The sequence below is a fragment of the Aeromonas sp. sif2416 genome (assembly GCF_019218665.1).
GTDB lineage: Bacteria > Pseudomonadota > Gammaproteobacteria > Enterobacterales > Aeromonadaceae > Aeromonas > Aeromonas encheleia.
Map to the genome: position 1 here is coordinate 88,203 of NZ_JAHUXC010000006.1, position 17,456 is coordinate 105,658.

Annotated in this window: 17 protein-coding genes; 8 read left to right on the forward strand and 9 right to left on the reverse strand. The window is 64.3% G+C overall.

Features of this window, described 5'->3' with window-relative positions:
• Positions 1–225: 225 nt before the first annotated feature.
• Complete coding sequence (locus tag KW821_RS13105; RefSeq protein ID WP_218291856.1) at positions 226–1,032, reverse strand: lytic transglycosylase domain-containing protein; 807 nt, start codon at positions 1,030–1,032, stop codon at positions 226–228.
• Positions 1,033–1,425: 393 nt separating this feature from the next.
• On the opposite strand from KW821_RS13105, the gene KW821_RS13110 reads away from it, so the two are divergent.
• The 3 genes from KW821_RS13110 (at position 1,426) to KW821_RS13120 (ending at position 4,292) form a co-directional block, all read left to right on the forward strand.
• Complete coding sequence (locus KW821_RS13110) at positions 1,426–2,166, forward strand: glycosyltransferase family 2 protein (RefSeq protein WP_218291755.1); 741 nt, start codon at positions 1,426–1,428, stop codon at positions 2,164–2,166.
• Positions 2,167–2,257: 91 nt separating this feature from the next.
• Entirely contained in the window at positions 2,258–2,623 is a 366-nt protein-coding gene (locus KW821_RS13115) for a lipid-A-disaccharide synthase N-terminal domain-containing protein (protein ID WP_042654225.1), read from the forward strand.
• On the forward strand, positions 2,613–4,292 hold the full coding sequence (locus tag KW821_RS13120) for a glycosyltransferase family 39 protein (protein WP_242378758.1): 1,680 nt from the start codon (positions 2,613–2,615) through the stop codon (positions 4,290–4,292). The genes KW821_RS13115 and KW821_RS13120 overlap by 11 nt, the downstream gene beginning before the upstream one ends.
• A 67-nt stretch (positions 4,293–4,359) precedes the next feature.
• Here the strand turns inward: KW821_RS13120 and KW821_RS13125 are convergent, their stop codons facing one another.
• On the reverse strand, positions 4,360–5,358 hold the full coding sequence (locus KW821_RS13125) for an NAD-dependent epimerase (protein ID WP_218291757.1): 999 nt from the start codon (positions 5,356–5,358) through the stop codon (positions 4,360–4,362).
• Positions 5,355–6,698 (reverse strand): UDP-glucose/GDP-mannose dehydrogenase family protein, encoded by a 1,344-nt coding sequence (locus KW821_RS13130; protein WP_218291758.1) that lies wholly within the window; start codon positions 6,696–6,698, stop codon positions 5,355–5,357. The genes KW821_RS13125 and KW821_RS13130 overlap by 4 nt, the downstream gene beginning before the upstream one ends.
• Before the next feature lie 305 nt (positions 6,699–7,003).
• On the opposite strand from KW821_RS13130, the gene KW821_RS13135 reads away from it, so the two are divergent.
• The gene (locus KW821_RS13135; RefSeq protein ID WP_042654221.1) at positions 7,004–7,612 is read left to right on the forward strand and encodes a YitT family protein; all 609 of its coding nucleotides are present in this window, start codon (positions 7,004–7,006) and stop codon (positions 7,610–7,612) included.
• 147 nt (positions 7,613–7,759) lie between these two features.
• Here the strand turns inward: KW821_RS13135 and KW821_RS13140 are convergent, their stop codons facing one another.
• From KW821_RS13140 to KW821_RS13150, 3 genes are read right to left on the reverse strand one after another with little or no spacing between them, the layout of a single operon-like run.
• Positions 7,760–8,554 (reverse strand): heme ABC transporter ATP-binding protein, encoded by a 795-nt coding sequence (locus KW821_RS13140; protein ID WP_218291759.1) that lies wholly within the window; start codon positions 8,552–8,554, stop codon positions 7,760–7,762.
• A gap of 15 nt (positions 8,555–8,569) precedes the next feature.
• The gene (locus KW821_RS13145) at positions 8,570–9,601 is read right to left on the reverse strand and encodes an iron ABC transporter permease (protein ID WP_218291760.1); all 1,032 of its coding nucleotides are present in this window, start codon (positions 9,599–9,601) and stop codon (positions 8,570–8,572) included.
• A complete protein-coding gene (locus KW821_RS13150) occupies positions 9,598–10,437 on the reverse strand; it encodes a hemin ABC transporter substrate-binding protein (protein WP_218291761.1) in 840 nt (279 codons plus the stop codon). Before KW821_RS13150 ends, KW821_RS13145 begins: the two co-directional genes overlap by 4 nt.
• 167 nt (positions 10,438–10,604) lie before the next feature.
• Between KW821_RS13150 and hutX the strand changes: the two genes are divergently transcribed.
• Positions 10,605–11,117, forward strand: coding sequence for a heme utilization cystosolic carrier protein HutX (gene hutX / locus KW821_RS13155; protein ID WP_218291762.1), 513 nt, complete (start codon positions 10,605–10,607; stop codon positions 11,115–11,117).
• Positions 11,114–11,671: a heme utilization protein HutZ gene (hutZ, locus tag KW821_RS13160; RefSeq protein WP_042654216.1), complete on the forward strand. Its 558-nt coding sequence runs from the start codon at positions 11,114–11,116 to the stop codon at positions 11,669–11,671. Before hutX ends, hutZ begins: the two co-directional genes overlap by 4 nt.
• Positions 11,672–11,742: 71 nt before the next feature.
• Here hutZ and KW821_RS13165 read toward each other — a convergent pair whose 3' ends face one another.
• The 3 genes from KW821_RS13165 to KW821_RS13175 are packed head-to-tail and all read right to left on the reverse strand — an operon-like array spanning position 11,743 to position 13,744.
• Entirely contained in the window at positions 11,743–12,147 is a 405-nt protein-coding gene (locus KW821_RS13165) for a hypothetical protein (RefSeq protein WP_042654215.1), read from the reverse strand.
• A gap of 39 nt (positions 12,148–12,186) precedes the next feature.
• Positions 12,187–12,741 (reverse strand): cysteine hydrolase family protein, encoded by a 555-nt coding sequence (locus KW821_RS13170; RefSeq protein WP_163137114.1) that lies wholly within the window; start codon positions 12,739–12,741, stop codon positions 12,187–12,189.
• 25 nt (positions 12,742–12,766) lie between these two features.
• Positions 12,767–13,744: a ChaN family lipoprotein gene (locus KW821_RS13175; RefSeq protein WP_218291763.1), complete on the reverse strand. Its 978-nt coding sequence runs from the start codon at positions 13,742–13,744 to the stop codon at positions 12,767–12,769.
• Positions 13,745–13,932: 188 nt separating this feature from the next.
• Here KW821_RS13175 and KW821_RS13180 point away from each other — a divergent pair, with 188 nt between their 5' ends.
• Complete coding sequence (locus tag KW821_RS13180) at positions 13,933–16,026, forward strand: TonB-dependent hemoglobin/transferrin/lactoferrin family receptor (protein ID WP_218291764.1); 2,094 nt, start codon at positions 13,933–13,935, stop codon at positions 16,024–16,026.
• A gap of 270 nt (positions 16,027–16,296) precedes the next feature.
• Positions 16,297–17,439 carry a 3-phenylpropionate MFS transporter gene (locus KW821_RS13185; RefSeq protein ID WP_042654212.1) on the forward strand — a complete coding sequence of 381 codons (1,143 nt, stop codon included), beginning with the start codon at positions 16,297–16,299 and terminating at the stop codon, positions 17,437–17,439.
• Positions 17,440–17,456 lie beyond the last annotated feature (17 nt).

Consider the following 17,456-nt stretch of genomic DNA (forward strand, 5'->3'; position numbering starts at 1 on the left):
ATTGTAAACCAATGGGAAGGGGGCGGCAAAGTGGCCAGCCGGTTGCCCCTCCCGGGCGGGAGAGCCCGGGGCAGGGGGAGGGGGAGTGCCACTGTGGCGGGTAGCTCGCTGGGAAAGGGGTCTGGAGCACCGGCTTAATTTTTCCTTAAGCCTGAGTCGATAGGATTCGGTCTGGACTGTGGAGTCCCTCTCCGGATGGGGCCGGCCCCGCTCCGACGAGCGTTATCAGCGTGGCGGCCGAGCCTCCTTGGGTTGCTTGTGTCCGGAGTAATAGAGCACCCGCTGCACATACTCCTGGGTCTCCTGATAAGGGGGGACGCCACCGTAGCGGACCACGGCCTGTTCACCGGCGTTGTAGGCGGCGCTGATCCTGACCCAGTCGGGGCCGAACTGTTTCTCCAGCCATTTCAGATAGATCATGGCGCCCCGGATGTTTTGTTCCGCATCGAACGGCCGGGTCACGCCGAAGCGTTGCTGGGTCTCGGGGATGAGTTGCATGACGCCCTGCGCCCGTTTGGGTGAGACGGCGAGGCTGTTCAGATTCGATTCGGCGATGGCGATGGCCAGTGCCAGCTGGGGATTGACCTTGTGGCGGTGAGCCGCCTGACGGATGAGAACCGCCAGCCGCTGTTTGGTGATGGACTGCCTGGCCAGGTAGCTATCCTGATCGAAGGGGGTCGAGGGGCGTATCCAGGGGGCCCCCCCGCCGCCACCGACGCCGCAGGTGCCGAGCGGCGCATTACCCACCCGCTCGTTGTAATAGCGGGCGGCCTGCTGGTTGCCGAGGCGCATGGCCATGGCGAGGTAGGCATTGGCGTGGCGGGTGTTGCGGATGTCCTGTGGTCCGCGGGCCAGCAGGCGGCCGATGCGAAAGTAGGCTTCCGGGTTGCCGAGGCTGGCGGCGGTGCAGTAATAGGCGATGGCCTGTCGCGGGTTGCTGCGCTCCATGGCGGCGCCCTGGCGCAAGGCGCCCATCGCCTTGGGGGCCTGGCGAAACGACTCGGCATGGGGTGCTGTCGTGGTCAGCAGCATCAGGAGTCCCCAACCCCAAGTGCAGAGTCTCTGCATGATGGATACCTCGTATTGGCATCCGGAAGATATAGGTCCGATATGGGGTGACCGCCAGCCAGGGGATGGAACATGTGGTTATGTGCTCAGTCATCAGAGATGAAAACGGTATGGAACTTTTAGCTAAGAGGAAAATATCTGATCGGGTTGTGCCATGACGGGCAGCTAGGCCGGCCCGATGGTGGAAATCATGTTGCTTTATTCGAGTTGATGGATTTATCAGTTCCGGGGTAATAAACTGCCATTATTGCCCTCTAACACCTTGTATTTACATGATGTTAACTAAGCTGTTGAGACAATTTGCACGGTGCAGGCAACAGCATGGGTTGCATCCTTTGTCATAGTCGGGAAGCTCATATGGTTAATTCAATCGATGTATCTGTAGTGGTGCCCGCCAAGGATGAGCGGGACAATCTGGCTCCCCTCATCGGTGAGATTGATGCCGCTCTGGCAGGGAAATACGACTACGAACTGATCTACGTGGATGATGGCAGCGAAGACGACAGCTATGCCGTCCTGTGCGAGCTGAAGGCGCGCTTCCCCCGGTTGCGGGTGGTTCGCCATGGCAAGGCCGTCGGCCAGAGCATGGCGGTGCTCAGTGGCGTGCGCCATGGCCGCGGTGACTGGCTGGTGGTGCTGGACGGGGACGGCCAGAACGATCCGGCCGACATTCCCGCCATGCTGGAGGAGGCCAAGCGCCGTTTCGCGGCAGACAAGAACCAGGTGGGGCTCATTGGCCACAGGGTCAATCGCCGTGATGATTGGGTCAAGCGGCTCTCCTCCAGGCTGGCCAACGGTTTTCGCGATCTGCTGCTGCGTGACGGCATCCCGGATACCGGCTGCGGTCTCAAGGTGGTGCGACTCGACTGGTATCTGCGTCTGCCCGGCTTCAACCACATGCACCGCTACATTCCGGCCCTGATCCAGGCTCAGGGGGGCCGTATGTCACCCTGGCCGGTCAACCACAGGCCGCGCCAGGCGGGCGTCTCCAAGTATGGGGTCTGGAACCGGCTCTGGGTCGGGCTGGTGGACGTGGTCGGCGTCTGGTGGCTGCAACGCCGCTCCAAGGTGGTCGAGGTAAGGGAGATCCTCGAGTGATGGCTGCCTTGTTCTTCATGTCGTTGGGCTGGTGCAATGGGCCCGGGCCGCATCTGGCCGTCATCAATCATCGTGTGCAAGGGTGGCTGATATGATCGATGCCCTGCTCTCGATGCCATTGGACTGGCTGGACTGGACCGGTCTGCATGTCACCGGCTGGAAGATCATCGGCTACACGGGGGCGCTGATGTTTGGCGGCCGCTGGCTGGTGCAGTTCGTCGCCTCCAAGCGTGCCGGCCGACCCGTCATCCCCCGGATGTTCTGGTACATGAGCGTGCTCGGCAGTCTGATGACCCTGAGCTACTTCGTCTTCTCGCCCAAGCAGGACTCCGTCGGCGTGCTGCAGAATCTCTTCCCCACCTTCACCGCCCTCTACAGCCTCTATCTGGATATCCAGCACCGGGGCTGGAAGCGGGACAAGCTCGTCAACGACAATGAGATCCGCCATGGTAAATGACCGCTCACTGCTCAATCAGAGCTCCCTCGGCTGGCTGCTGCTGATCGCCCTGATCGTGCTGGGGGCCGGCCTCGGCCTGCGGGACCCCTGGCCCGCCGACGAGCCGCGCTTCGCGCTGATCGCCAAGGAGATGGTGGAGAGCGGCCAATGGCTCTTCCCCATGCGTGGCGGCGAGATCTATCCGGACAAGCCCCCCATGTTCATGTGGGGGATAGCGATAGGGTATTTGCTGACCGGCTCCATCAAGGTGGCGTTTCTGCTGCCCTCCCTGCTGGCGGGTCTGCTGACCATACTGCTGGTGTGGGACATGGGCCGCCGCCTGTGGAATCCGGCGACGGGCTTCATGGCCGGGCTGCTGCTGCTGTTCACCGTCCAGTTCACCCTGCAGGCCAAGACGGCCCAGATCGATGCGCTGGTGACCTTCTTCATCACCCTGGGGGTCTACGGCTTCGTCCGCTTCCTGCTCTGTGACGGCGGCTGGCGCTGGTACTGGCTCGGCTGGTTTGCCGCCGGGCTCGGCATCATCACCAAGGGGGTGGGGCTGGTGGCCCTGCTGATCCTGATCCCGGCAATCTGGACCCACAGGGAGAAGATCCGCGCCGCCTCCCGTGCCGACTGGCTGAAGGCACTAGCGGGGCCGCTGTTCATGCTGCTGGCCATCGGCCTGTGGCTGGTACCCATGCTGCTCGCCGTGGCCCAGAGCGGGGATCCCATACTGCAGGCCTATAGGGACAACATACTGCTGCGCCAGACGGTGACCCGTTACGCGAACGCCTGGCATCACGTCAAACCCTTCTGGTACTACCTCACCTCGGTGATCCCGCCGTTCTGGTTGCCGCTCTCCCTGTTGTTGCCCTGGCTGGTGCTGGAGTGGCGCAAGGCGGTGCAGGGGCAGGACAAGCGCATCATACTGCTGCTCGGCTACCTGGTGCTGGTGGTGCTGTTCTTCTCCCTGTCGCCAGGCAAGCGTGGGGTCTACGTCACGCCGGGTACCCCGGCGCTGGCGCTGCTGACCGCCCCCTTCATCGGTACTCTGCTGACCCGGGTCTGGCCGGGTCGCCTGTTGGGCGGGCTCGGCTGGCTGCTGGGAATCGTAGGGCTGGGGGGCGCACTGGCACTGGCCTTCAGTGACAAGCTGGCGAGCAAGCTGGGCGAACTGGGGCCCGCCCCCTGGATCCCCCTGCTGGCGCTGGGGGTGGCACTGCTGCTGATCAACGCCCTGCTGCGGCGGGCGCCGCTCAGCGCCATCCTCTGCTCGCTGGCGGTGGGTTGGCTGATCTACTCCACCTGGATCTGCGTGCGGCTCAACGACATGCGCACGCCGCAAGGGGTGATGGCACTGGCGGCCCAGAAGGTGCCGGCGGGCGACGAGCTGCTGCTGGCCGGCTTCAAGGAGCAGCACCTGCTGTTCAGCCAACAGCCGCTGCGCCACTACTCCTATCAGATGCCGGATGGGGAGCAGGCCCGCGAGGCGGCGGCCTGGGTGGCGGCCGCTCCCGGACGCTGGATATTGGGGGCCGCCGATCTGATGGTGCTGTGCTTCGAGCCCAACAAGATGGAAAACCTCGGCAATCGCCATCGCACCGATTGGCTGCTGGCGGGCGCGGACGCCATCAAGCCGGCATGCCAGGGGTTGACCCCCAAGCTAGAACCGTTCAGCTATCCCTGAGGCCGGGACCTAGCAAGAGGGGCTGCCAGTGGCAGCCCCTCTTCATTTTCAGCCCGTTGATTCGCGGTCAGACCCCATAGTAGGCCTTGTACCAGTCGACGAAGCTGGCGACCCCCTCCGGCAGTGCCACGCGGGGCCTGTAGCCGGTGGCATCGAACAGCGCCTCGGTATCGGCCCAGGTCGCCAGCACATCCCCGGGCTGCATGGGCAGCAGGTTGCGGATGGCCCGCTTGCCGAGCGCCGCCTCGATAGCCTCAACGAAGTCGATGAGCCGCACCGGGCTGCCATTGCCGATGTTGAAGAGGCGGTAGGGGGCTGGGCTGGCGTCAGCTGCCCCCTGCCAGCTCGGGTCGCCCTGGGGAGGCCTGTCCGCGACCCGGATCACTCCCTCCACAATGTCGTCGATGTGGGTGAAGTCCCGGCTAAGCGCACCCTGGTTGTAGATGTCGATGGGCTCATCGCTCAGGATGGCGCGCACGAACTTGAACAGCGCCATGTCGGGCCGTCCCCAGGGGCCGTAGACGGTGAAGAAGCGCAGGCCAGTGGTGGGCAGACCATAGAGGTGGGAGTAGGAGTGGGCCATCAACTCGTTGGCCTTCTTGCTCGCCGCATAGAGGGAGACGGGGTGATCCACCCCGTCCGAGGTCTTGAACGGCATCTGCTCGTTGAGACCGTAGACCGAGCTGGAGGAGGCGTAGACCAGGTGCTGCACCCCGTGATGGCGGCAGCCCTCGAGGATGGTGAGCGTGCCGTTCAGATTGCTGTCGGCATAGGCAAACGGATTGTCCAGCGAATAGCGCACCCCGGCCTGGGCCCCCAGGTGGATCACCCGATCGAACTGCTCGCGGGCAAAGAGCGCCGCCATGGCGCTGCGATCGGCGAGATCGCACCGCTCGAAGCGAAAAGCGGGCAGTGGCAGCAGCAGTGCCAGCCGTGCCTCCTTCAGGCTGACCTCGTAGTAGTCGTTGAGGTTGTCGATGCCGACCACCTGATGGCCGTCGCGACAGAGCCGCTGCGCCACATGGAAGCCGATGAAGCCGGCGGCGCCGGTGACCAGATACTTCATCGTGTCTGCTCCAGGCTATCGCCCCGGCCGATGGCGTAGTAGGTGAAGCCGCGCTGGCGCAGGCGGGCCGGATCATAGAGGTTGCGACCGTCGATGATGACGGCCTGCTTCAGGGTGCGCTGAACAAGCTCGAAGTCCGGGGCGCGGAACTGCTGCCACTCGGTGCAGATGAGCAGGGCGTCCGCCCCCTTGAGCGCTGCCTCCTGGGTGCCGCACAGGGTCAGATCGTCGCGCAGGCCATAGAGGTGCTGGGCCTCGGTCATGGCCTGGGGATCGAACGCCTGCACCTTGCCGCCGGCGGTCCAGATCGCCTCCATCAGCACCCGGCTCGGCGCCTCCCGCATGTCGTCGGTGTTGGGCTTGAAGGCCAGTCCCCAGAGGGCGAAGGTGCGCCCCGTCAGATCGGCGCCGAAGTGTTGCTGCAGGCGCTCGATGAGCTTGTGCTTCTGCCGATCGTTGACCCGCTCCACCGAGCGCAGCAGGGGGGCATCGCAGCCGATCTCGCCCGCGGTGTGGATCAGCGCCTTGACGTCCTTGGGGAAGCAGGAGCCGCCGTAGCCGCAGCCGGGATAGATGAAGTGGTAGCCGATGCGCGGGTCGGCGCCAATACCCTTGCGCACCGACTCGATGTCGGCCCCCAGCTTCTCCGCCAGATTGGCCATCTCGTTCATGAAGGAGATCTTGGTGGCCAGCATGGCGTTGGCGGCGTACTTGGTCAGCTCGGCGCTGTGCAGGTCCATGTGGATGATGCGATCCCGATTGCGGTTGAAGGGGGCGTAGAGCTCCTCCAGCAGGGAGAGGGCATGGGCGGAGTCGGTGCCTATGATGATGCGATCCGGCCGCAGGCAGTCGGCCACCGCGGCCCCCTCCTTGAGGAACTCCGGGTTGGAGACCACCTCGAGCGGGAAGTCGACGGCGCGCTCACGCAGTATGCCGGCGATATGCTGGCGCACCCGGCTGGCGGTGCCGACCGGCACAGTGCTCTTGTTGACCACCACCTTGCTGCCCTGCATCAGGCGGCCTATGGTGCCGGCCACCGCCAGCACGTGCTGCAGATCGGCCGAGCCGTCCTCATCCGGCGGGGTGCCAACAGCGATGAAGATAAGCTCGGCGAAGCCCACCCCCTCGGCCACATCCGTGGTGAAGTGCAGGCGGCCGGCCTGATGGTTGGCCTGCACCATGGGGGCGAGGGCCGGCTCGAAGATGGGAATGATGCCCTCTTTGAGGCGCTCGACCTTGGCCGCGTCCACATCCACACAGGTCACCAGGTGACCCATCTCGGCCAGCACGGCGGCCTGAACCAGCCCCACATAACCTATCCCGAATACGGCGACTCTCATCTGCTGTTGCTCCTTGATGCAGGCAGTTGCAAGGCATCCATTCTAGAACGATTCGGGGCGCCGGGCAGCGGCTTGTGTCTGGTTTTTCAGGCTGGAGTCAGGCTCGGGCAGGGGAGTGAGAGATTTTGGTGCAAGGGTTGTAACGCAGCGCTGACGCGCACCACTTTGGGGCGTCCGAGCCCGCTCTTGTGATCTGGCTCACTCAAAATGGACACTGTGGCCATAACGAAGCCCTGACCACTGGGCTCGCGCCCGCCAGACAGGGCCAGAAGACACTCTTTTCACTTCGCTATTGGACACCGGTTATGGATAACACCCCCCGCTCCGTGCATCCGCTCTATGAGGATGTGCTCGCCCTGCTGACCGCGGCAGGCTTCGTCTCACTCGGCATCTTCCTGTTTCACCAGGTCGGGCTGCTCACCGGCGGCACCGCCGGCCTGGCGCTGCTGCTGCAGCAGGTCACCGGCCTCAGCTTCGGCCTGCTGTTCTTCGGCATGAACCTGCCGTTCTATGCCCTGGCCTGGCTCAGGATGGGGCCGCGCTTCACCCTCAATACCTTCGCCTCGGTGGCGGCGGTCTCCTTCATGACGGATCACCTCAACGCCGTGCTGCAGATCGGCAAGATTGACCCCGCCTACGCGGCGTTGATCGGGGGTACCCTGATCGGCATGGGGCTGCTCATCATGTTCCGCCACAAGTCGAGCCTGGGTGGCTTCAACATCTTGGCGCTGTTCATCCAGGACAAGTGCGGCATCCGGGCAGGCAAGCTGCAAATGGGGCTTGATTGCACCATAGTCATCGCCTCCTTCTTCGTGGTCTCCCCCTGGCTGCTGGGGCTCTCCGTGGTCGCGGCCATCATCTGTAACCTGGTGTTGACACTCAATCACAAGCCGGGCCGCTACCAGATCGCCTGATCAGGCACCAAGGCAGCGGCACTCCGGTGCTGGCGTGCAATGACAAGCCGGGTCGTCACCAGATCGCCAGAGCAGCCCCATCAGCAGAAACAAACAGAGCGCCCAAAGGCGCTCTGTTTGTTTCTGCATTTCGCTGGCAATTAGCGGTCACACCACCATGGGCAGGCCGGTGTCCGGGTGGTGCAGCACCTGGGCAGGGTAGCCATAGAGACGGGCGATGAGCTCGGGGGTGAGCACCTCGGTCGGGGCGCCGTCCGCCATCAGCCGGCCTTGCTCCAGCATCACCAGCCGATCGGCGTAGCGGGCCGCCAGGTTCAGATCGTGCAGCACCACCAGCACCGCGGTGTTGCGGCCGGCAAGGGCGCGCGCCATGGTGAGCAGCTGATGCTGGTACTTGAGATCGAGTGCCGAGGTGGGCTCGTCGAGCAGCAGCAGGCGGGGGGCCTGTGGCTCGTCCGGCGCTTGCCAGATCTGGGCCAGCACCCGGGCAAACTGCACCCGCTGGCGCTCCCCCCCCGACAGGCCGGGATAGAGGCGGCCGGCCAGGTGTTCGACCCCCGCATGGGTCATGGCGGCCTGCACTATCTCGTCACGACGGCTGCCGGGTTCGGCGTGGGGCAGTCGCCCCATGGCCACCACCTCCTCACACAGGAACGGGAAGCTGAGGGACGAGCTCTGGGGCAGCACCCCGAGCCGGTGGGCCAGCTCGGTGCCAGCCCAGGCCTGCCGGGCGCGGCCAAACAGGTGGATCTCGCCGTCATATTCCAGCTCGCCGGTCAGGCACTTGAGCAGCGAGCTCTTGCCCGCCCCGTTCGGGCCGAGCAGGGCGGTCAGGGTACCGGACTGCAGCGACAGGCTGAGCCTGTCCAGGATGGGGCGCCCCCCCCGGCACAGGTTGACATCCTGACAGTCGAGCAGGGGCGATGGGGATGATCCGGGCAAGATGGAGATCTCCTGTTACAGCGTCTGGCGACTCTTGACCAAGAGCCAGATGAAGAAGGGGGCGCCGAGCAGGGCGGTGATGATGCCGACCGGCAGCTCGGCGGGGGCCAGCAGGGTGCGGGCCAGCATGTCGGCCCCCAGCAGCAGGGCGGCGCCGAGCAGGGCCGAGAGCGGCAGCAGCCGGACGTGGTTGGGGCCGGCCAGCAGCCGCACCAGGTGGGGGACCACCAGGCCGACGAAGCCGATCATGCCCGCCACCGCCACCGCCACGCCGACCCCGGCGGCGGTGAGCAGGATGAGCCGCCGCTTGAGGGATTGCACGTTCACTCCCAGGTGGCGCGCCTCGCCCTCGCCCAGCAGCAGGGCATTGAGGGGGTTGGCGTCGCGCATGAACAGCAGCAACAGCGCGACCAGGGTCGCCAGCGCCAGCGCCACGTCCACCGGCTTGCCGGCGGCCAGGGAGCCCATCTGCCACAGGCTGAGGTTGCGCAGCATCTGATCGTCGGCCAGGTAGGTGAGCAGCCCGATCACAGCACCGGACAGGGCCGTGATGGCGACCCCCGCCAGCAGCATGACGGTGACCGAGGTGCCCCCCTCGCGGGTGCCCAGCAAATAGACAAGCGTGGTGGTCAGGGCGCCGCCGAGGAAGGCGAGCAGGGGCAACAGACCGAGACCGAGCAGGCTCTGCAGCTGCTGGCCTAGGGGGGCCAGCAGCACTATGGCCAGGGCGGCGCCCAGCGCCGCGCCGCCGGAGACCCCTATGATGCCGGGATCGGCGAGGGGGTTGCGAAACAGCCCCTGCATCACGGCGCCACAGAGACCGAGAATCCCCCCCACCGCTATGCACAGCAGGGTGCGGGGCAGGCGGATCTCTTGCACTATCAGCAGCTTGTGCGTCTCTATCCCGCTCTCTGCGCCGGCGAACAGGGCCTGCAGGCTCTCGGCTAACGACAGGGACATGGGCCCGGTTGCGAGCGAGCCGACCAGCAGTAGCGCCAGGGCACCGCAGGTGAGGCCGAGCAGCCAGGGCAGCGGCAGACGCATCATGAACCCTGCCGGATCCACTGGGCGATCTGGTTGGCCTGCTGCAGGGAGCGCAGGCTGAGGCCCCCTTGCAGGGCATGACCGTCGATGGCGTGAATGGCCCTGTTCTTGCCTGCCGGGGTGGCGGCCAGCGCCGGCACCTGGGCCAGCACGCTGTCGACATTCTGATATTGTTGCCAGTCACGGCCACTCACCAGCACCAGGTCCGGCTGCAGCTCGATCAGGGATTCAGTGGAGACTGGCTTGTAGTCGTGCAGCTGGGCGACCGGGTTGACGCCACCGGCCAGGGTTACCAGGGCGCTGGCGGTGGTGTTGCCCCCGGCGATGCTGGTGGGTTGGCCCTTGTGCAGCAACAGGAAGGCGACCCTGAGCGGCTTGTTCTGTCTGGCCTGCGCCGCCAGCTGGTCGCTCTGGCTGGCGATCTCGGCCTTCAGTTTGGCCCCCGCGGCCGGGTTGCCCAGCAACTGGGCCAGGGTATCGATCCGCTGGTTGAGGTTATCCAGCGTCGGCGCCGTGGCCATGACCTCGACCTTGACGCCGGCGCGGCGCAGCTGATCCAGTGTAGAGTTGGGGCCCATCTCGTCGCTGCCGACCAAGCGGGTCGGTGCCAGACTCAGGATCCCTTCGGCGGCCAGGGCGCGGTGATAGCCGACCTTCGGCAGTCCCTTGGGCTCGGGGCTGCTGACATCGGTGGCGATCAGGCTGGACTCGCCGCCGAGCGCCAGGATCAGCTCTGTGGTGGCCGGGCCGACGCTGACGATGCGCTCTTGCGCCATGGTGGACAGGGAAAGGGTGGCGCAGCTCAGCAGGCTGAGTGCGAGGGCAAGGCGACGGCCCATGCGACCTCCGAAGGGTAAATGAAGTGGAATTGCCGCCGAGAATATCAAGTCCAGATGGAAAATGCACTGATAATGAAAGCGATTATCAATTGTATTTGAAGCTCTGCTTTATTACAGTATTCGCCGCGAGACTGAGCACAAGAATCAGATCATCCAAGGGAGAACCGATGAGCATTGCACAACGCATTCATGAGCTGCTGGCACAAGATCCCGGCGCCCATCCCTCCAGCATCGCCGCCCAGCTGGCGGTCAGCGAATGGGAGGTGGTGCGCCACCTGCCCGCCGAGCTGGTGACCCTGGTACCGGGCGAGCAGGCCGAGGCCCTGCTGGCGGATCTGGCCAGCTGGGGTCAGGTGACCACCATCGTCGAGTCCGACGGCTCCATCTTCGAGGTGAAGGCGCCTTTCCCCAAGGGCAAGACGGCCCGTGGCTACTACAACCTGATGGGCCGCGATGGCGAGATGCACGGCCACCTCAAGCTCGACAACGTGGTCCAGGTGGCCCTGGTCAGCAAGCTGTTCATGGGCAAGGAGGGGCACTCCTTCCAGTTCTTCGGCCACAGCGGTCGCTGCATTTTCAAGGTCTATCTGGGACGTGACGAACAGCGCCAGCTGTTGCCGGCTCAGGTGGAGCGTTTCATGGCCCTGCGCCGCCAGTATCAAGAGGAAGTCAAAGCATGAGTGAACGTCAGGAACGTCTGCAGAACCGTCTGCAACCGGAGATCCGCGAGTTTCGTGACGGTTGCCGTACCCTGCAGCTCGCGACCGTGGACAGCGAAGGCAACCCCAATGCCAGCTACGCCCCCTTCGTGCTGCAGGAGGACGGTTACTATGTGCTGATCTCCGAGATCGCCCGCCATGCCCGCAACCTGCAACAGGTGCCCAAGGTATCGCTGATGCTGATCGAGGACGAGACTGGTGCCCGCGAGCTGTTCGCCCGCAAGCGTCTGACCTTCGATGCGGTGGCCGAGGTGGTGGCGCGGGATGACGAGCGCTGGAGCCAAGCGATTGCGGCCCTGGAGGGGCGCTTCGGCGAGATCGTCAAGGGGTTGTCCAACCTCAAGGACTTCGTGCTGTTCCGCCTCAAGCCCGAGCAGGGTCTGTTCGTCAAGGGCTTCGGCCAGGCGTTCCGGGTCTCCGGCGATGAGCTGGTGGACTTCGTTCACCTGGTGGAAGGCCACAAGCGCGTCGACAACGGCGCCGAGCTGACCAGCGAGACCGACGCACCGGTCTGATGCTGGACTCACGAGATGCAAAACGGGCAGCCTGGGCTGCCCGTTTTTTTATGGGTTTGAACCGCGCGGACTCAGTCTTGCCAGGAGGCCAGATTGGGGAAGCCGAGCCGATCGGCCTGGGTGGCGGTCTCGTTGCACTCGCCCCGGATCTTCCAGGAGGTCTGGCTGAGGACTATGTAGCCACTGTGGCAATATTTGCGCTCGGCCAGCGTCTCGGTCAGCTGCTCGTCCTGCAGGGCCTCGCGGCGCTCCAGCAGGCTCTTGCTGTTGCGGCTGAGCCGGCTGTCATCGTCCTGCAACCGGCTCGGCAGCTCCTCGAACGGGGCGGCCTCGAAGGTGAAGCGCTTGCTCCCCTCTTCGTTGATATGGGTGCGAAACAGGGGCGCAGGGCCATCCGGTGCCACCCCCGGCAATCCGGAGCAGGCCGTGATCGCCGGTAACAACAGCACAAGGGCAACGGCAGACAATAGACGCACACAAGACTCCAATCAGGTGATCACTTCAAGGCGGGCAGCTTAGCACGCCAGCGCAGGCTGAGCCGCCTCGAGCAGCTGATCCGTGGTGAGCAGGGTCACGCTTCTGCCCTCTGGCAGGCTGAGGTGCTGCCACATCCAGTTGTGGTGCTCGATGATCTGGGCCGCGCTCAGGTGGGGACGATCGGCGGTGGTGTGACCATCGTTCAACACCAGCACCTCAAAGCCATGAGCCGCGGCACTGCGTACCGTGGTATCGACGCAAAAATCGGTGTTGCTGCCACAGAGGATCAGCCTGTCGACGGCCTGCTCGGCCAACAGGAAGGCCAACTCGGTCTCGAGGAAGCTGTCGCACGCCGTCTTGCGTACCCGGCTATCCCCCTTGGCGGGTTGCAGACCCGGGTGAAGTTGCCAGCCCGGGCTACCGGGCTCCAGCTCGTCGCCTGGCAGGTCGTCATGCTGGATGTAGATGACCCGGCCATGATGCTGTCTGACATGGGCCGCGGCCCGGTTGATGTTGGCCAGTACTTGTGGTTGCTGGTGATGGGTCGCTTTCATGACCCCTTGCTGCACATCGATGATCAGTAACACATCCATATTTTACCCGCCGTATCCTGAAAGATTAGGGTTGCAGCCATTGGCTGCAGTCACGGCTGCGGGATTGATGCAGCGCCCCCATATCTTGCTTCATTTCATCGGCATTTAGCCAGCGTTCCGGCAGGGGAGAGATCTTGACCCTGATCTCGGCGCTGCGCCCGGCGGGAACCTTGTCATCCGGTTGCGATCCTGTCTCCGGCACTATGAGCGCCACCTTGAGCGCCGGGTTGCGGCTGGCGATGCGGCTCGCGATCCCGAGCCCCCCCTCCACGTGGAAGTTGCCGGCGATGTGCATGATGCGCCGGCCGGGGTGCTGTTTGAGATAATCGACCATGCTCTCGGCCATGGTGTCGTCCCAGCTGGTCTGGGCGGCGAAGCGGCGGGCGTTGCCGTCGGCGTCCCCATGGTGCATCGAGGCCATAAATTTCTGGCGGTAGGGATCATCGCTGAGCGTGAGCTCGCGGGCGAGCTGGCTGCGGCGGCTGGCCGGCAGCTTGTCGAGCCACTCGGGGCCCTCCTGGCCGACACAGCTGACCAGCGGCTTGGGGGCGTTGGCGGCGATGACGCTCAGGCGCTGCGCCTTGGCGAACTCCACCAGCGGGCGATAGTCGCTCGGGTAGTTGGGCCAGGCGTGGCCCTCGCGGATCAGCGCCGCCTCGCCGATGCGGCCGGCCAGATAGGCATCCAGCACGGGTTGATCGGCGCGGCTGAACTGCTCCATGGAGAGCACCAGTGCCCGGCCATCGGTCCGGGATGTCTCGGCCAGACCCGCCAGCAGATTCGCCTGCAACAGGTGCACGGCCGGGTGGGTATGCAGTTCGCCCACCAGCACTATGTCGGCGTCAGCCACCCGCTCCAGCGCCTGCGCCAGGCTGAGTGGCTGCTCGCTCTGCCCTTCGCTGAGTTGATAGTGATAGAGGGTCCGGGGCGCCTCGCTCTGCGGCGGGGTGGCGCAGGCGGCCAGCAACAGGGGCAGGGCGAGCAGGGGCAGTCGTCGAGTCATGGCAATCTCACAGTGGACGAGGCGCTGTGCCATACGATGGCAGCATGGCGAGCAGGAAAAAAGAGGGGGCTAGTGTAAAACCTAACTAAGACAAAGTGAAATGAGAATGATTCACTTTATTATTGATCTTTATCGCGAGCTGAGTAATATGCCCACGGTTGATAATAATTCTCAATAAGGACTTTGCAGTGGCGCACAACAACACCCCCTCACTAATTGCCCTCGCCGTGGCGGCCGGCCTCGTTTCCCCGGCCTTCGCCGCAGACAAGAAAGCCGATGAAGTCATGGTCGTCAGCGGCTCCAGGATGGAGCAGAAGCTGGAAGATGTCTCAGGTCCCATCGCCGTCATCACCGCCGAACAGATAGAAGAGCAGGTCGTCAGCAACGTCGCCGACCTGTTCCGCTACGAGCCGGGTGTGAGCGTGCAGGGCGGGGCGGGGGATGCCCAGACCTTCACCATCCGTGGCATGAGCGAGAACCGGGTCAAGGTAGTGCAGGATGGGGTGCGCCAGAACGACGCCTACAAGAACGGCGGGGTCGGCCAGACCTATTTCGATACCGACATGATCAAGCAGGTCGAGGTGGCCAAGGGGCCGGCCTCCGCCGCTTACGGCTCGGATGCGCTGGGTGGCGTCATCGCCATCACCACCAAGGATGCCGGCGACTTCCTCAAGGGCAGGGACAGCTATCTGGATGCCACCACTGGCTATGCCTCCAGCAGCCACCAGAACATGGCCGGCTTCACCGGTGCCCTGCGCACCGGCGAGTTCGAGAATCTGCTGCGCTACACCTGGCGTGATGGCGGTGTGACCCAGAACTATGACGGTGACAAGGACGAGTTCGACATCCTCAGCCAGGCCGTGCTGTTCAAGAGCAAGTGGAATGTCAGCGACGATCAGTTCCTGAAGCTGACCGTCGACTACTTCACCGAAGGGCAGGATCCGGATGCCGTCGACCTGACCAAGGTGGGCTCCATCTTCAAGCAGCCGATCACCGACAAGGACACCGACAACCTCTCCCTGGTGCTGGATCACGGCCTGGCGCTGAACACCGCCTGGGCCGATCGCATCGACAGCAAGCTCTATTACACCCGCACCAAGCAGACCCTGGATCAGTACGCCTCCTCCAAGTACCCGGTCAAGCCGAACAACCCCTATGTGACCAAGACCTCCCTGGATCACAACGGCTTCAAGCAGGAGAGCCTGGGTGCCCAGGTGAAGTTCAGCAAGGCGCTCGACAGCCAGCGTCTGGCCTGGGGTGTCGAGTATGAGCACACCGACAACGAGCGTACCCGCTTCAAGGCGCCGGCCACCCCGGGCGACTTCGTCGGCTACAGCGAGCTGAGCTTCCCGTCCACCACCAGCGAGCGCAGCGCGCTCTGGGCCTTCGACGAGATCAAGTTTGGCGAGCGCTGGGTGCTGACCCCGGGTGCCCGTTACGACTACTACCGGATGACCCCGGACGAGGATCCGGCCTATACCGGCGAGAACCTGCAGAAGATCTCCGAAGGTGAGTTCTCCCCCAAGCTGGGTCTGGTGTTCAAGGCGCACGAGGCGGCCAACCTGTTCGCCCAGTACAGCCACGGCTTCAAGGCGCCCATGTATGACAGCGCCTTCTCGACCCTGAACCATCAGGCGTACGGCTATCGCATCGAACCGAACCCGAACCTGAAACCCGAGAGCAGCGACGGCATCGATCTGGGGGTGCGTGGCAGCGCCGGCGGCTTCAGCTACGAGGTGGCGACCTTCTACAACAAGTTCGATGACTTCATCGAGATGGTGCAGATCGGATCTGAAGGCCGCACCGCCATCTACCAGTACCAGAACCTGGACAAGGCGACCACCAAGGGGGCTGAGGTCAAGGCCGATTACTGGTTGAACGACGTGGTCAACCTGTGGGGCAACCTGGCCTATATCGACGGCAAGGACGGGGATGGCAACTACATCAACAGCCTGAGTCCGCTCAACGGCAGCCTGGGTGTGCGACTGGAGCAGCCGAACTGGAACATCAACACCGCCCTGCGCTTCGCCGATGACATGGATAAGGTGCGCAAGGATGCCAAAGGCAACGACAACATCAAGAGCGCCGGTTGGGGCGTGGTGGATATCTTCGCCCAGTTCAAGCCGATGGAGGATCTGCAGCTCAACGTCGGGGTCTTCAACCTGTTTGACAAGGAGTACGCCAGCTACGAGAGCATCACCGGCCTGAGCGCCACCAGCAGCACCAGCAACCTGACCGAGCCGGGCCGCAACCTGAGCGCCCGCGTCAAGTACGTGTTCTGATACGCAAAGTGACAGTGATGAAGAAGGGGCTGGATGGCCCCTTTTTTTATGGACGAAAACGGCGCCGTGCCCGCCACAAAAAAGAAACCCGCACGGGGCGGGTGGAAGGATTGCAACACTAACCAGGAGGAGGTGTTATTCAGTAGACCGGGGTATGTGACAAAGGTTCAACTTTATTGATATTTATGATTTTTACTGCCCGCTACCCCAGGGGATCCCCGCGCCAAAATCGGTTATCATTTGTCCCCCATGCACCTTGGTCGAGTCCCTATGCCCGCCTTCTCCTGGTTAGCCCTGTTCTTCGGCGCCTTCTACTTCGTCTACGGCGCCTATCTGCCGTTCTGGTCGCTCTGGCTGGAGGGCATAGGGGTGAGCGCCGAACAGATCGGGCTGTTGCTGGGGGCCGGGATGGCGATCCGTTTCGCCGGCAACCTGCTGGTGATGGGCCAGATCAAGGGGGCCAGCCACCTGCTGCCGGTCACCCGGCTGCTCTGTCTGTTGAGCCTGCTGGCCTTCCTCGGCTTCTACCTCAGTCACAGCCTCTGGTGGCTGGTGCCGCTGACTCTGGTGGCGAACTTCATCTACCCGACCCTGATGCCGGTGGGGGAGGCGCTGGCCACCCGCATGGTGGTGCAGGCCCACCTCGACTATGGCAAGGTGCGGCTGTGCGGCTCCTTTGCCTTCATCGTCGCCTCCACCCTGGTCGGCGCCCTGGTGGGCAACTTCGGCAGCGACTGGGTGTTGCACTCCATGGTGGCGGGGCTGCTGGCGATGCTGGTGCTGAGCTGGTTGCCGCTGCAGCCGGCGCCCCAGGATCGCCAGGGAGAGCGGGCCAAGGCGTCGCTGCGGGACACGCTGCGATCGGCTCCCATGCGCCGCTTCCTGCTCATCACCGCCCTGCTGCAGGGCAGCCATGCCGCCTATTACGGCTTCAGCGCCATCTACTGGAAGGCGGCGGGCTACAGCGGCACCACCATCGGCTATCTGTGGGCGCTGGGGGTGGTGGCGGAGATCGGCATGTTTGCCGCGGACAAGCGCTTCCTCAACCGCTTCGGGGCCCAGACCCTGTTCCTGGTGGGGGCCGTCGGTTGCGTGGTGCGCTGGAGCCTGCTCGGTGCCTCCAGCGAGCTGCTGGTGCTGGTGCTGGGCCAGCTGCTGCACGCGGTCACCTTCTGCGTCAGCCACCTCGGCGCCGTGCGCTTCATGACGCGCCAGTTGCCCGCCGAGCAGCTGATCCCCGCCCAGGCACTCTATGCCGCGCTCGGGCTCGGCATGACGGTGGCGGCGCTGATGACCCTGTGCGGCCTGCTGTTCGAGCCGCTGGGGGGCGGCATCTTCTTCATCATGGTGCTGGTGGTGCTGCCGGTCTTCGTCCTGCGTCTGCGCGGGCCGGCCGAGGGGACGCCGGCATGAGTGACGCTCGCCGCGGA